This is a genomic window from Actinomadura sp. 6N118 (assembly GCF_044326415.1).
Classification (GTDB): Bacteria; Actinomycetota; Actinomycetes; order Streptosporangiales; family Streptosporangiaceae; genus Spirillospora.
On the sequence record NZ_JBIRAZ010000001.1, the window covers coordinates 415,826 to 429,561 of the forward strand.

The following is a 13,736-nucleotide window of genomic DNA, read 5'->3' on the forward strand; positions in this document are numbered from 1 at the left end:
GATCTTTACCGGTCCAGGGGTTCGCCTTCACTCTGCGTCACGATCTCGTTGCGGTAAGTACCCCAGCGTCATGGGGCCGTAAACCCAGGTCAACGAAGATTTGGCGGCCGAGATCGTTCAAGGCAGGCGACGGAGGGTGAGGAAGTGCGCGCAACAAAAGAGGCTGGTGCCGCCGGGGCGGCACCAGCCTCAACGCCAGAACGTCATCGCCTGGGAGTCACCACGGGGGAGTTGAACGGGAGGACCAGGAGAGGCCCGGTCACCACCACGCGGTCGGTGTTGGGGCCCCAGTTGAGGTTGGCGGTCTGGTGGCAGGTGCCCCGGTCTTCGATCCAGTACCGGGCGTTCGCCCCGTCCGCCCCCGACTTGAAGCGTCCCATGAGCGAGATGCGGTCGCGCACCTTGCCCTTGCCGTCGACGATCAGGCCGTGGATCGGGTACGTCCCGCGGAACCCGCCGTTCTTCGTCCGCGCCTCGTACCCCAGGTCCGAGATGAAGACCCGCAGCGTCTCCCCGGCGGCGTCCGTCACGGTCGCGTCGATCTCGCCGAGGAACGGGGTGACGAAACCGGGGAAGGCCGTCTGGAACTGCTCGGGGTAGATCGCAGGCCGCCGCTCCAGCAGCGAGAACCGCCAGGCCCGCTTGAACGTCCCGGCCTTGATCGTGTACGTCCCGTTCTCGCACACGAACGGCCGCAGGGTGCGCCCGGCGAAGTCGATCAGCTGCCGGACGATCGGGTTGCCGGTGCTCGGATCGCCGAACTTATCCTCGTTGACCCGGGTGACGATGCCGTCCTTGTTCAGCTTCAGGACGAAGCCCGGCCCGAGCGCCTTGAACCCTCTCTTGTTCTCCTTCACCACGATGTCGTGCCGCACGCCGCCGCCCGTCGCATGGGCGGCAGGGACGGACACCAGGCCCGCGGCCATCGCCACACCGGTCACGGCGGCGAATCGAATGCCAATTTTCACGAAACCTCCAGTACCGCGCACCTCGTCGTACGAAGGATCATGATCACCTATAAAGCGCGATTCGCACAGGCCCCGGCCGTGATCGGACACCCCCGGGCCGTGATCGGTCAGCCGCCCATGAGCCTGAGCCGTACCTCCTGGAGAAGCTGCTGGCGCTGGAGCTCCTCCTGCCGGTCGCGCGGCCGGAACATCACGAGCCCTTCCTCCAGCACCTGCCAGTACTGCGGGTGGGGTGTCGCCAGGCCCCGCCGGAGGAGCCCGCGGATCTCGGTGAGCTCCAGTCGGCCGACCTCGGCGGCCACCCGCCGCTGCGCCCGCCGCTGGCCCTGCTCCTGCTTGATCGCTGTGATGAGCCCGGCCACGCCGAAGAGCGCGACCGCCACGACGATGACGATCGTGTGCGGTGCCAGTAGTCCAAGATCCATAACGCCGACCCTAACCGCGCTATCCCGCCCGCGGCATGTAGTCCCTAGGACAGGCGCCGGCGGACCAGCCAGAAGCAGAGCCCTGCCAGCCCGAGGGAGAGAACGGTGTAGATGGCGGTCTCGTACCACTGGAAGGTCCAGAAGCGGCTGGCGGGATGGTAGGTCAGCTCCTGCCGGTAGCCGAGCCGCTTCAGCTCGTTGAGGCACGGCGACGTTGCCCGCTCGGGCCGTTCGCCTCGCTCCCCGAGCGGCCTCGGTGCGCAGGGGCCTGACTCCGTGGACACGGGAACGGTTTCGCCGACCGTCTTCCCTGAGGCGTTGATGAGTCGGCTCGACAGGACCCAGGCGCCCGGATCGGTGGCCACCTGAGATTCCAGGCTCAGGTAAAGAGGCCCGCCACGGCCCTCGATCCCGAGCGTGTCGATCTCCGCCTGGGGCAGCTCGATGGTCGCCTTGACCGGCGCGACGAAGTGGGGCCTGGCCAGCAGCGGCATGGCGACCTGGACGGCGACGAACACGGTCAGGGTGATGGCCATGGCAGGCAGGGTGCGGCGGACCAGGATCCCGAGGGTGACCCCGAGAGCGAAGGCGAACGCCGCGTACCCGATGGGGACGATGCCGCGGGCGTCGAACAACAGCGGGCCCATCCGCGGGAAGCCGGGGGAGTTGCCCGCGGCCGCCTTATCTATGGGGCCGGACCACCAGGTCACCGCCAGGCTGCCCAGACCGGCGGCGCCCATGGAGGCCAGGCCGACGAGCCCGAGCTTGACGGTCAGCCAGCGGGTGCGCGTGATGCTCTGGTTCCACACCAGCCGGTGCGTTCCGGTCTCCAGCTCCCGGGTGATCAGCGGCGCTCCCCAGAACAGCCCGACGAGAGCCGGCAGGACCAGCATGATCGCGGTGACGGCGAGGAAGGGTGCCTGGTGGTCGTGGAAGAACGCCTGGACGTAGTTCGAGCAGCCGCCGTTCTGGCCCGTACAGGTGGCGATCCCGGAGGCATAGTCGTTCGCTATGCCAGGGCCGGTCAGGGCTAGCACGGCGGCGAGCGCGGCGAGGGCGGCGGCCATCATCGCGGCGGCGGCGCGGAACTGCCGCCAAGTCAGCCAGATCATCGCTGGACCTCCAAAGCGCGCAGGTGGGTCTGGGTGCGCTCGTCCATGTAGGCCAGCACAAGGTCTTCCAAGCTGAGCTTCGTGACCGTCCAGGCCGGGTCGTGGATCGGCCCCGTGGTCCGGACGATGAAGTTGCTCTGGCGTTCGGTATGGCTCGCTGACACCACGTGCTGATCAGCAGGCAGCCGGTCACGACGCGGCCCGGTAAGCCGATGGTGGGTGGCCAGCAGCTCATCGACCTCGCCCGCCACCCGCACCCGGGAACCGACGAGCACGATCAGGTAGTCGCAGACCCGTTCCAGGTCGGACACCAGATGCGAGGAAAGCAGCACACTGAGCTCCTGCTCAGCCGCGGCCTCCATCAGCCCCTGCAGGAACTCCCGCCGCGCCAGCGGGTCCAACGCAGCCACCGGCTCGTCCAAAACCAGCAGCTCTGGCCGCTTGGCGATGCCCAGGGTCAAAGCCAGCTGGGCACGCTGCCCGCCCGACAACTTCCCCGCCTTTTGATTGAGCTCCAGGCCGAGCTGCTCAAGACGTTCCCTGGCCAAACCATCGTCCCAGCCGGGATTGAGTCGTGCGCCCAGCCGTAGATGGTCGGCGATGCTTAGCCCTGCATAAGTCGGAGTGTCCTGAGCGACGTACCCGACCTTGGCCAACTGCGCGGGCCCGGCCCCAGGCTTGTCCCCGAGCACCGTGATGTCACCGGCCGTAGGGCGCAACTGCCCCACAGCCAGATTGAGCAGCGTGGTCTTCCCCGCCCCGTTGGGACCGACCAGCCCCACCACGTGCCCGGCCGGGATGTCCAGGTCGCAGTCCTTGAGCGCCCAGCGGCTCCCGTACTTCTTGCCCAGCGCCTGGGCTCGCAAGACAGTCACGCTATGTCCTCCTCAGCGGCGGCCCGAAAGGTCGTCATGAACAGGGCCTCGATGCTCTCCTCGTCCAGCCCGGCCAGCCGCGCCTTGGCCAGCCACCGCCGCAGGTCCTGCCGCAACGGCCCGTGCGCCGCCAGCGACGCGTCGGCCAGCGTCGCGGTCACGAACGTGCCGACCCCCGGCCGCGCCCCCACCAGCCCCTCGTGCTCCAGCTCCCGATAGGCCTTCAGCACCGTGTTCGGGTTGATCGCCAGCCGCGCCACGACCTCCTTGACCGTGGGCAGCTGATCCCCCTCCCGCAGCAACCCCAGCCGCAATGCCTGCCGGACCTGCCGCACCAGCTGCAGATAAGGCGACAACCCCGACCGCTCATCCAGATGGAACTCGATCATGCTTCACCCCAAACATCTAGCTAACTAGTACAATAAGACCCTATAAGGACAGGCTGTCAACCCCGCTTACCCGGTGATCGCCAACCTGACGCGCCATGACAGCAGGTCAGACCCCCCTGATGGTCCCGCGGAGAGTGTCAGGGAATCGGTTACGGGAGCGGCCGGCCTTGCGCGTGGACTGCTTGGCGTAGCTGGGCTGCCATTTCGGAGGTGCTGGCCTGATCCATGCGGAGTACGCCGCTGTCGGTCATGAGCGCGTGGAATTGTTGTTGCCGGTACGGGACGCCTGGGGGGAGCCCCGCGATGTGCCAGTGCAGGTGCGCGTTGCCCTGCTGGCTGCCCAGGGAAAGCAGATAGGTGCGCTCGGGTCGGAAGACCGTTTCGACGGCCAATGCCACCCTGCGGACGACGAGCATCAGGCGGGTGTAGGCGGCCTCGTCCAGGTCGCCGACAACGTGCTCAATGTGCAGCCTGGGAGCGACCAAGACCTTGCCGGGCACGGTGGGCCACCTGTCGAGGAAGGCCACGTGGTCGTCGTCCTCGTAGATGGTCTCGTGTGCATAGTCGGGGTGGCCGGAAAGGAAGGAGCACACGAAGCACGGCCCGCTCCTTGCCTGAGCCTGGTAAGCCTCATGGTCCATGGGTTGCCGGTCCGTCATCCGCGCTCCTCAGTCCGCTCGAACTCGCAGGTCAACCCATGACGACCAGCTCGACCGTGCGCCCGTCCGGATCTTCTAGAAGGTGACGTCCGGGTTCCAGCCCTGCAGCAGCGACAGTGGTGAAACCGAGCCGTAGACGACCGGTCTCGCCTCGCGGACCGGCGGGGTAGAGCTCGACCACCGTGCCGTCATCGAGCTCCGCGGCATAATGCTCCGGCCCCTGACCGTGCCTTTCCAGCGCCAGTGGCAGGCCGAGGTCCGTGTAGAAGGCCCGGCACTCTTCCAACCTCGCCGTGTAGATCACGATCAGAGCTACCCGCACAGGGCCCTCCCGAATTACCCGTCAGTCCAGCCAAACCTCCCACGTCCGTCGCCGGCTCCGCCCAGCGCCGGCGAGCGTGTCCGTTCCACGAGAAGGTTGCAGGCGCCAGTGAGCTGAGCAGCGGGTCGCAAAGCAGATCCTGACGGCGGTGGCCGATCTTCGAGGGCTTGCCCTGTGGCGGCTTCCGGTGGATCAGGTGCTCGCTGATGTCGACCTGACTCGGCTGGATTCGGTGGCGCTGACGTTGGGTTCGTTGGCGGACGTGGATTGGCTGGGGCGCCTCTCCGGCGTCCGCTATCTGGCGTTGCGTCGGGTGCGGGGAGTAGCGGACCTGAACGTGCTCACCGGTTTTGAATCGTTGGTGTGGCTGTGGCTCGACTCGCTCGGGAAAGTGACCAGACTGCCCGAGATGCGTGGCTGTATCGCGTTGCGGCGGGTTGAGTTGACGGAGCTCAAGGCTCTGCGCGAGGCGACCGCGCTGCAGGGTCTTGCCGGTGCCCCGCAGCTTCGTGAAGTACTCGTTAGCGAGTCTCGTTTGCCTGTCGAGGCATTCGAGCAGTTGGCGAAGCACCCGCGCCTGGAGCGCATCGGCGTCGGGCTCGGGAGCGCGCGCCGGAACGCAGCGGCCGAAGCTCTGCTGGCAAGACCGCCTCAGCGGTCACCAGAAGAATTCGCTGCCGAGCAGGGCATCTTGCACCTGCTGTAGTCCCTCCGCAGGAGACGGTCAGGTCTCGGCGGCTTCGGCAGTCCATGGTCACGTACTGCCCCACCTGGCACGAGCCCCAGCGACTCCACGCTGAGAGCGCGACCTCCCGGGCGGAAGAGCTGATCAGACCCGGTCTCAGGTCGCCGTGAAGATGACCGCACGTCCTGCTTTGGCCGCTCGCTCGTAGAACGCCCGCACGTCGACAAAGTTTTCCCAGACGTACCCGAAGTCACCGCCGTGGTCGGCATCTTCTATGGCGTCGAACCGCTGGCGCAGCCATGCCTCATCCACCCGGCTAAGCCCCTCGGCCACGTCGCAAACCTCGGCTGCGTTGAGGTAGACGACGTAGTACTCCTCGTGCAGATGCCGGCCGCCGAGGACGGCGTACGACAATGGATACTCGCCGCCATCTGGGTCGAGAGTTCCGTCGCTGAGGCAGCGGTGCATCTCGTCCCACGCCTTGTCAGTGGATACCGAGAGAACGTCGTCGTCCCAGCTCTCTTCGATGTCTTCGAGGATTTCTCCGATCCCCGCGTCCGTCGCGAGTAGGAGTCGCTCATGGTCGGCGGTGATGGCGAAGTGCACTCCAAGCATGTCCAGGGATGCTACGCGTCACCAAGCAGCGGGCCCACTCGACATCACCGACAAACCAGTCGCACAGGCATTTGGTACACACGTCGACTTCGAACTCACCGTGGCCTGAGGCGCTGAGCGGGCCTGAGCGTGATCAACGGATGCCGTTCAGATCTCCGGGCAGGCCCAGGCAAGCCGGTGAAGTCCTGCCGCCGGTGCGCGGACGGGACATCGGGGTGGTGATCGCTTAGAGCGAACGTTGCTGAGGAAACAAATTGCTGCTCCGTTTTCTTGAGTGTGTATGACTCAACCTTCGGGTGGGGTTCCTACGAGACTTTGGAGCTGAGCATGAGCGAGACCCTGACGCTGCCGGTGCTGCCCCTGGACGACGGGGCCGTTCTGCCGGGCATGGTCGTTCCCCTGGACCTTTCCGAGAGCTCGGAGGTGCGGGCGGCCATCGAGGCGGCACGTGCGGTGGCCCAGTCGAAGGGGCCGGGCATCCGGTCCGCCGTCAAGCCGCGGGTGCTGCTGGTGCCTCGGCTCAACGGGCAGTACGCCGCGGTGGGAACGCTGGGCGTGATCGAGCAGGAGGGGCGGCTGCCCGGGGGAGAGCCTGGGGCTGTGGTCCGGGGTGTCTCCCGGGTGCAGATCGGCACCGGGACCACGGGGCCGGGTGCGGCGCTGTGGGTTGAGGGCACCGAGATCGAGGTGCCGGCCACGAGTGGGCGCGCGGATGAGCTGGCCAAGGAGTACAAGGGCCTGGTGAGCGCGATCCTGCAGAAGCGGGGCGCCTGGCAGGTCGTCGATGTGATCCAGCAGATCGATGACCCCTCGGCGCTGGCCGACAACGCGGGGTATGCGCCCTACCTGTCGATCGAGCAGAAGATCGAGGTGCTGGAGACCGCGGATGTCGTGGAGCGGCTCGATCTGGTGATCGGCTGGGCGCGGGACCATCTTGCCGAGCTGGATGTGGCGGAGACCATCCGCAAGGACGTCCAGGAGGGGATGGAGAAGACCCAGCGGGAGTTCCTGCTGCGGCAGCAGCTGGAGGCCGTCCGTAAGGAGCTCGCCGAGCTGAACGGGGACCCGGCGGACGAGGAGGACGACTACCGGGCACGGATCGAGGCCGCCGACCTTCCCGAGAAGGTGCGTGAGGCCGCGCTCAAGGAGGTCGACAAGCTCGAACGTTCGTCGGATGCGTCACCCGAGGGCGGCTGGATCCGGACGTGGCTCGACACGGTCCTGGACATTCCGTGGAACGAGCGGACCGAGGACTCGTACGACATCGCGGGCGCGAGGGAGATCCTGGACGCCGACCACGCGGGGCTTGGTGATGTCAAGGAGCGCATTATTGAGTACCTCGCCGTAAGGAAGCGGCGTGCGGATCGGGGTCTCGGTGTCGTTGGCGGGCGCAGGTCTGGGGCTGTGCTGGCTCTGGCCGGTCCTCCTGGAGTCGGCAAGACCTCACTGGGCGAGTCTGTGGCGCGGGCCATGGGGCGCAAGTTCGTGCGTGTCGCCTTGGGCGGCGTGAGAGATGAGGCGGAGATCCGCGGGCACCGGCGTACGTATGTCGGCGCTCTGCCGGGCCGGATTGTGCGGGCCATCCGCGAGGCGGGCTCGATGAATCCTGTTGTGCTCTTGGACGAGGTCGACAAGGTCGGCGCCGACTACCGGGGCGACCCGACGGCGGCGCTCCTGGAGGTCCTGGACCCGGAGCAGAACCACACCTTCCGGGACCACTACCTGGAGGTCGAGCTCGACCTGAGCGACGTGCTCTTCCTGGCGACGGCGAACGTCATCGAGGCGATCCCCGGGCCGCTCCTGGACCGCATGGAGCTCGTCCAACTGGACGGCTACACCGAGGACGAGAAGGTCACGATCGCCCGCGACCACCTGCTGCCGCGCCAGCTGGAGAAGGCCGGTCTGGAGGCCGCCGAGGTCGCGTTCGACGACGGCGCGCTGCGGCTGCTGGCCGGGGAGTACACCCGGGAGGCGGGCGTCCGGTCGCTGGACCGGTCGATCGCGCGGGTGCTGCGCAAGGTCGCCGCGAACGTGGCGCTGGAGAAGGCCGAGCTGCCGATCGCGGTCGGCGCCGAGGACTTGAAGGACTATCTGGGACGGCCCAGGTTCACGCCGGAGGTCGAGCTCAGCAAGTCCGAGCGGCGGACCAGCGTGCCCGGTGTGGCGACGGGCCTGGCGGTGACCGGTGCGGGCGGTGACGTGCTCTACATCGAGGCGTCGCTGGCCGACAAGGAGACCGGCGACACCGGGGTGACGCTCACCGGCCAGCTCGGCGACGTCATGAAGGAGTCGGCCCGGATCGCGCTCAGCTACCTGCGTTCGCGCGGCGCCGAGCTCGAACTGCCCGTCGGCGACCTGAAGGAACGCGGCGTGCACGTCCACGTGCCCGCCGGCGCGATCCCGAAGGACGGGCCGAGCGCGGGCATCACGATGACCACCGCGCTGGCGTCGCTCCTGTCGGGGCGGCCGGTCCGGTCGGACGTCGCGATGACCGGCGAGGTCTCCCTGACCGGGCGGGTGCTCCCGATCGGCGGGCTCAAGCAGAAGCTGCTCGCGGCCAGCCGCCTCGGCATCACGACCGCGATCGTGCCCAAGCGGAACGAGCCGGACCTGGAGGAGGTGCCCGCGGAGGTGCTGGAGAACATGACGGTCTTCGCCGTCAGCGACGTCCGTGAGGTGCTGGACCTGGCCCTGGAGCCCGCCACCACCGACACCCCCGTCACCGTCTGATTCCAGAAGGGAACGCCTGTGCCAGGCCCCTGCGGCCTGGCACAGGCGTTCTGTCGTGTTCAGCGGATTGTCGTGCTTAGCGGATTGTTAGCGGCTCGCGAGATGCTCTGTGCGCACGGGAGGACGGGGCGTCTTCGCGAGGGCGGGGCCATGTTGCGGGGCGTGCGCCATCGGAGAAGATCCGGTGCGTGTCCGAGTCGCGGAGACGCCCAATCCGTTGCGGGGACCGACACGTTTCAGCGTCGGCCGTAGCCACGGCCCCCGCCTCGTACGGCGGCCGAGGCGGGGGCAGGAAAGCGGCAGGAAACGGGCAGGCAAGCGGCAGGACCACAGAGGTGATGACCACAGGCGCATAGCGGTTGGCGGAAATCCGGCATAACGGGAGCGGAGCGGCTACAGTGGGCGACTCCCCGCCCTCTTTTCGCATGCCGTGAGGTAGACGCCGATGCCCGGTGGGCTGTACTTCCGCGTCCTCGGCCCCGTGGTCGCCGAACGCGACGGCGTGCCGCTGGACGTGGGTGGCCCCCAGCCGCGCGCCGTGCTCGGCCTGCTTCTCCTGGAGGCCGGCCGGGTCGTGTCGGTGGACCGGCTGGCGAGGGCGCTGTGGGAGGACGAACCGCCCAACTCGTGGCGGGTCCAGCTCCAGGGCATGGTCTCCCGGCTGCGCCGCAACCTGGGCGCGGGCGGCGAACGCACGTCCGCGCCGATCGACACGGTCCCGCCCGGATACCGGCTGCGGTTGTCAGACGATCAGCTGGACCTCCTGGTCTTCCGGCGCGAAGTCGACCAGGCCAGGCGGCACATGGCGGCGGGGGAGCACCTGCTCGCCGCCGAGCTTTTGCACGCGGCGATGGCCCGGTGGCGCGGCCCGGTGTGCGCCGACGTGGTCTCGCCGTACGTTCGGCAGGCCGCAGCGGACTGGGAGGATCTCCGGCTGGCCGCGCTGGAGGACCGGATCGACGCCGACATGGCCCGGGGCCATCACGACGGGCTTGCCGCCGAGCTGCAAGGGCTCGTCCGGGAGCATCCGCTCCGGGAGCGCTTCAGCGGCCAGCTCATGACCGTCCTCTCCCGCGCGGGACGGCCGGCCGACGCCCTGGCGGTGTTCCGGGACGCCCGCGAACGCATGGTGGCCGAGCTGGGGATCGAGCCGTCCACCCGGCTCCAGCAGCTCCACCGGGCCATCCTCACGGGTGTGCACGGTGCGGAGAACGCCGACGCCGTGCGGGGCCTCCCGTACGTCGTGCCGCGCCAGCTCCCCGCCGATGTCGTCGACCATGTGGGCCGGGAAGGGCTGCTGGCGGAGCTGGACGCCGTCCTGTCCTCGGGCGTGCCCCGGGCGGCTCCGCCGCGTATCGCGATCACCGGGCCCGGCGGCATCGGCAAGACCGCGCTCGCCCTGCGCCTGGCTCACCGGAACCGCGAGGTCTACGCGGACGGCCAGCTCTACGCGCGGCTCGGCACCGCCGACGCCGCCGATGTGCTGGCGACCTTCCTGCACGCGCTCGGCGTGCCGCCCGCGGGCGTGCCGCAGGAGGTCGACGAACGCGGCTCCCTGTTCCGCGAGCTGCTGGCCACCCGCCGCGTGCTCCTCGTCCTGGACGACGTGACGGACGAGGAGCAGCTGCGTCCGCTGATGCCCGCCGAGCCGCGCTGCGCGGTTCTGATCACCAGCCGCCGGCGGTTGTCGGGCGAGGGCGCGCTGCGGGCCGTCCAGCTCGACGCGCTGCCCGCCGACGCGGGCCTGCGCCTGTTCGGAGCCATCGCGGGCCCGGAGCGCGCCGCGGCCGAGCCGGACGCGGCGGCCGAGATCGTCCGGTTGTGCGGTGGGCTGCCGCTCGCCGTCCGGATCGCCGCCGCGCGCCTTCGTACGCGGCCCGACCTGACGGTCCAGGACATGGCACGGCGCCTGGCCTCCCAGCGTGACCGGCTCGACTGGTTAAAGCAGGGCGACGTCGGCGTGCGGGCCAGCTTCCAGGAGTCCTACTCCGCGCTGAACCCCGATCAGCAGCGCCTCTTCCGGTGTCTCGGGGCGCTGGAGGCCCCGGAGTTCCCCTCATGGGTCCCCGCCGCCCTGCTCGCGGGCGACGCCGCGGAGGCCGAACGCCTCCTGGACGACCTCGTGGACGTTCACCTGGTCGAGCCCGCCGGCCGCGGCGTGACCGGGCCGCGGTACCGCGTACACGACCTGATCCACCTCATGGCCGCCGAGCTCGCGGACCCCGCCGATCGGGTCACCGCGCTCCGCCGCCTGCTGGGTGGCTGGCAGGACCTGGCGGCGACGGCCGACGCCGAACTCCCGCACTGGTACGGCCTCGACCCTGCCCCGGCGCCGCTCTGGCGCGCGCCCGCCCACATGCACGAGGCCGTACGAGCCGCACCGTTCAGCTGGTTCGACGAGGAACGTGTCCAGCTTTCCGGCCAACTGAGATCGGCGGAGAAGCAGGACCTCGGCGCGGTGTGGCCCTTGGCGCAGAGCGCGACCACCTACTTCGACCTGCGGGGCCGGTTCGACGAGTGGAGCGCGGCCCTGCACGCCGGGCTGCGGGTGGCCGAACGGACCGGGGATCGCCTCGGGGAGGCCTGCATGCTCGGCCTCCTCGTGGACTGCGAGTCGAGCCGGTTCGAGCTCGGCGCAGGCCTCCAGTACGCCGAACGCGCGCTGGCCGCATACCGGTCGCTTCCGCCGTACGAGCATGAGCCGCTGCCGACGGCGCCCTTGGACGAGCATTGCCCGCCGCTGGAGGAGGCCCGGCGAGCCGGGGACGCCCTCGGCGTCGGCCGCTTCGCCTTCACGCTCTGCCTGCGCAGCCGCGAAACGGGGGAACGCGGCGACTACCTGTCACTCCTGGAGGAGGCCACGGCGGCGTTCGAGGCCTGCGGCGCTCCCGTGGCCGAGCTGTGGACGCTCAAGACCGCGTGGCTGGCGCACCTCAAGCTCGGCCGGATCGACGACGCGCTCGCCTCCCTGGAGCGGGGAATAGCGATCATCATGCGGCTGGGGGACGACTTCGAGAGCACGTCGGTCGTCGGCGAGATCGGCACGCTGCTGGTCACGGCAGGCCGGCTCGGCGAAGCCGGCGAGCTGGCCCGCGAGACCCTGCGTCGTGCCCGTGCGCACGGCCACCGATGGGATGAGGCCGCCGCGCTCGACATCCTGGCGACCCTCGCCGAAGCCTCCGGTGACCGGCACGCCGCCGTCGACGCCCGGCTGCAGGCCCTCGCGTTGTGGCGGCGGCTGAACGCCGAGGCCCGCATCTCCGACACCATGGCCAGGCTCGCAGGTGACCTCAGCGTCAGCAGCCTCCTGCAGGGCTAGTCCTTCGGCAGCCTCCCGCCGGGCTAGTCCTTCGGCGTCAGGCGGAAGATGCGCAGCTGGCGTTCCACGCGTTCGACGTAGCGGTCGTACACCGGCCAGACCTTCATGAGCTTCGGCCACACTTCGGTGCGCTCGTCGTCGTCGAGCAGGTGCGCGGTGACCGCGACCGTCCGGCCGCGGAAGCTCACCTCGGCGTCGGGGTTCTTGAGGAGGTTGCCGGTCCAGGCCGGGTGCTTCTCGCGGCCGAAGTTGGACCCGACGATGACCCAGGTGCCGTCCGGCTCCGGCATGCAGGCGAGCGGCGCCTGCCGAGGCTTGCCGCTGACCGCGCCCGTGGTGGTGAGGACGAGGCTGGGCACGAGCGCCTGGCCGAGCAGGAAACGGCCCCCGCTGGCCTTGTGCAGGGCGCGGTCCAGCGGTGGCACGATCTTCGGGGCGATCTTGGCGAACACGGGGGAGCCGGAGACGCGCTGCATGATGGGGCCCATCGTGCGCTGGATGAGGGTGGGCATCTGCTGCTCCTTGCTGGCGATGTTCGGGGCCGGGGCGAGGCGTCCGGCCTTGCGCGGATCGAGGTGGCCGGCCGCGGCCAGCCAGCGGAGCCCGTCCTCGACGGTGTCGCGGACCGGCCGCAGGTCCAGGTCCAGGGCGTCGAGGGCGGGCCGGTCGTCGGTCGGCACGAGCTTGACCATGAACTCGGCGGCGTCCCGGGTCAGTGGATAGTCGAACGTCTTGACGCGCTTGGCCAGGTCGAGCGCCGAACCCAGGCCGAGCATGACGGAGCCGGGCACGGTGAGGCGGCGGCACTTGACCCCGGTGAGGTCGTCGCAGAGATCGGCGCATTCCGGCCATGTCAGATAGTGGCCACCGAGCAGCCAGCGTTCGCCGCTCCGTTCGGCGGTCACCGTGCGCGCGACGGCCTCCGCCAGATCGCGGACATCGATGATCGAGACGCCTCCGCGCGGCATCGGCCAGGCCTTGCCGAGGGCCCCCGCGAGCCCTTCCATCAGCGCGTCCAGCGTCGGCTGATGGGGACCGCAGACGCCGCCGGGGTAGAGGATCGTGACGGGTGCGCCCTCGTCCTGGAGGCCGCGGACGTATCGCTCGGCCTCCAGTTTGGATTTGCCGTAGTCGGTGCGCGGTGCGGCGAGCGGGCCGTCGGCGGTGATGACGGGGCCGGACGGCGGGACGAAGACGGCGACGGTCGAGATGTGCACCACCGGGTCGAGCCCGCGGGCCACGGCGCCGCCGATGACGTTGCGGGTGCCGTCGACGTTGACCTTCACGATGTTCGCCTCGGTGCCGGTGACCCCGATCGCGGCGGCGGCGTGGACCGCGGCGTCGCAGCCGTCCAGGCCCTCGGCGACGGCGGCCTCGTCGAGCATGTCGCCGGGCACGAGTTCGACGTTCTCGGCGGGGACGCCGACGGCGTTGAGGACCTTGGCGGCCTTGCCCGGGTCGCGGACGAGCGCTCGCGGGCGGTGCCCGGCCGCGAGCAGGGCGGCCACGGTGTACGACCCGACGAAGCCGGACGCGCCGGTGAGGAAGACCCGCATGCGATCAAACTAGCGTTTGGTCGGGTAGGGATTCAATCGCGACGCCTCTTTCCGGTTTCGGTCTTCATCTTTTGCCGTCAA

Annotated in this window: 12 protein-coding genes; 3 read left to right on the plus strand and 9 right to left on the minus strand. The window is 69.4% G+C overall.

Going from position 1 to position 13,736, the window contains the following annotated elements:
- Window positions 1–203: 203 nt before the first annotated feature.
- The 7 genes from ACH34W_RS01870 to ACH34W_RS01900 form a co-directional block, all read right to left on the minus strand.
- The gene (locus tag ACH34W_RS01870) at window positions 204–968 is read right to left on the minus strand and encodes a hypothetical protein (protein WP_395958882.1); all 765 of its coding nucleotides are present in this window, start codon (window positions 966–968) and stop codon (window positions 204–206) included.
- Between the two features lie 107 nt (window positions 969–1,075).
- Complete coding sequence (locus ACH34W_RS01875; protein WP_395958883.1) at window positions 1,076–1,393, minus strand: hypothetical protein; 318 nt, start codon at window positions 1,391–1,393, stop codon at window positions 1,076–1,078.
- A gap of 44 nt (window positions 1,394–1,437) precedes the next feature.
- Window positions 1,438–2,505, minus strand: coding sequence for an ABC transporter permease (locus ACH34W_RS01880; protein WP_395958884.1), 1,068 nt, complete (start codon window positions 2,503–2,505; stop codon window positions 1,438–1,440).
- Complete coding sequence (locus ACH34W_RS01885) at window positions 2,502–3,380, minus strand: ABC transporter ATP-binding protein (RefSeq protein WP_395958885.1); 879 nt, start codon at window positions 3,378–3,380, stop codon at window positions 2,502–2,504. The genes ACH34W_RS01880 and ACH34W_RS01885 overlap by 4 nt, the downstream gene beginning before the upstream one ends.
- Window positions 3,377–3,769, minus strand: coding sequence for a GntR family transcriptional regulator (locus tag ACH34W_RS01890; RefSeq protein WP_395958886.1), 393 nt, complete (start codon window positions 3,767–3,769; stop codon window positions 3,377–3,379). The genes ACH34W_RS01885 and ACH34W_RS01890 overlap by 4 nt, the downstream gene beginning before the upstream one ends.
- 149 nt (window positions 3,770–3,918) lie before the next feature.
- Complete coding sequence (locus ACH34W_RS01895; RefSeq protein WP_395958887.1) at window positions 3,919–4,428, minus strand: HIT family protein; 510 nt, start codon at window positions 4,426–4,428, stop codon at window positions 3,919–3,921.
- Window positions 4,429–4,459: 31 nt separating this feature from the next.
- Window positions 4,460–4,750 (minus strand): VOC family protein, encoded by a 291-nt coding sequence (locus ACH34W_RS01900; protein ID WP_395958888.1) that lies wholly within the window; start codon window positions 4,748–4,750, stop codon window positions 4,460–4,462.
- Window positions 4,751–4,898: 148 nt separating this feature from the next.
- Between ACH34W_RS01900 and ACH34W_RS01905 the strand changes: the two genes are divergently transcribed.
- Window positions 4,899–5,456, plus strand: coding sequence for a hypothetical protein (locus ACH34W_RS01905; RefSeq protein WP_395958889.1), 558 nt, complete (start codon window positions 4,899–4,901; stop codon window positions 5,454–5,456).
- Window positions 5,457–5,591: 135 nt separating this feature from the next.
- On the opposite strand, the gene ACH34W_RS01910 is transcribed toward ACH34W_RS01905, so the two are convergent.
- Window positions 5,592–6,050, minus strand: coding sequence for a YfbM family protein (locus tag ACH34W_RS01910; RefSeq protein WP_395958890.1), 459 nt, complete (start codon window positions 6,048–6,050; stop codon window positions 5,592–5,594).
- A 327-nt stretch (window positions 6,051–6,377) separates the two neighbouring features.
- On the opposite strand from ACH34W_RS01910, the gene lon reads away from it, so the two are divergent.
- Together lon and ACH34W_RS01920 are read left to right on the plus strand one after the other, a co-directional pair.
- A complete protein-coding gene (gene lon / locus ACH34W_RS01915; RefSeq protein ID WP_395958892.1) occupies window positions 6,378–8,780 on the plus strand; it encodes an endopeptidase La in 2,403 nt (800 codons plus the stop codon).
- Between the two features lie 445 nt (window positions 8,781–9,225).
- Window positions 9,226–12,099 (plus strand): AfsR/SARP family transcriptional regulator, encoded by a 2,874-nt coding sequence (locus ACH34W_RS01920; RefSeq protein ID WP_395958893.1) that lies wholly within the window; start codon window positions 9,226–9,228, stop codon window positions 12,097–12,099.
- Between the two features lie 23 nt (window positions 12,100–12,122).
- Here ACH34W_RS01920 and ACH34W_RS01925 read toward each other — a convergent pair whose 3' ends face one another.
- A complete protein-coding gene (locus ACH34W_RS01925) occupies window positions 12,123–13,655 on the minus strand; it encodes a nitroreductase family deazaflavin-dependent oxidoreductase (RefSeq protein WP_395958894.1) in 1,533 nt (510 codons plus the stop codon).
- Window positions 13,656–13,736 lie beyond the last annotated feature (81 nt).

Coding starts and splice junctions, on each gene's coding strand:
- ACH34W_RS01875 (WP_395958883.1), bottom strand. CDS start 1,393: ATGGATCTTGGACTACTGGCACCGCACACGATCGTCATCGTCGTGGCG.
- ACH34W_RS01890 (WP_395958886.1), bottom strand. CDS start 3,769: ATGATCGAGTTCCATCTGGATGAGCGGTCGGGGTTGTCGCCTTATCTG.
- ACH34W_RS01910 (WP_395958890.1), bottom strand. CDS start 6,050: ATGCTTGGAGTGCACTTCGCCATCACCGCCGACCATGAGCGACTCCTA.
- ACH34W_RS01920 (WP_395958893.1), top strand. CDS start 9,226: ATGCCCGGTGGGCTGTACTTCCGCGTCCTCGGCCCCGTGGTCGCCGAA.
- ACH34W_RS01880 (WP_395958884.1), bottom strand. CDS start 2,505: ATGATCTGGCTGACTTGGCGGCAGTTCCGCGCCGCCGCCGCGATGATG.
- lon (WP_395958892.1), top strand. CDS start 6,378: ATGAGCGAGACCCTGACGCTGCCGGTGCTGCCCCTGGACGACGGGGCC.
- ACH34W_RS01925 (WP_395958894.1), bottom strand. CDS start 13,655: ATGCGGGTCTTCCTCACCGGCGCGTCCGGCTTCGTCGGGTCGTACACC.
- ACH34W_RS01895 (WP_395958887.1), bottom strand. CDS start 4,428: ATGACGGACCGGCAACCCATGGACCATGAGGCTTACCAGGCTCAGGCA.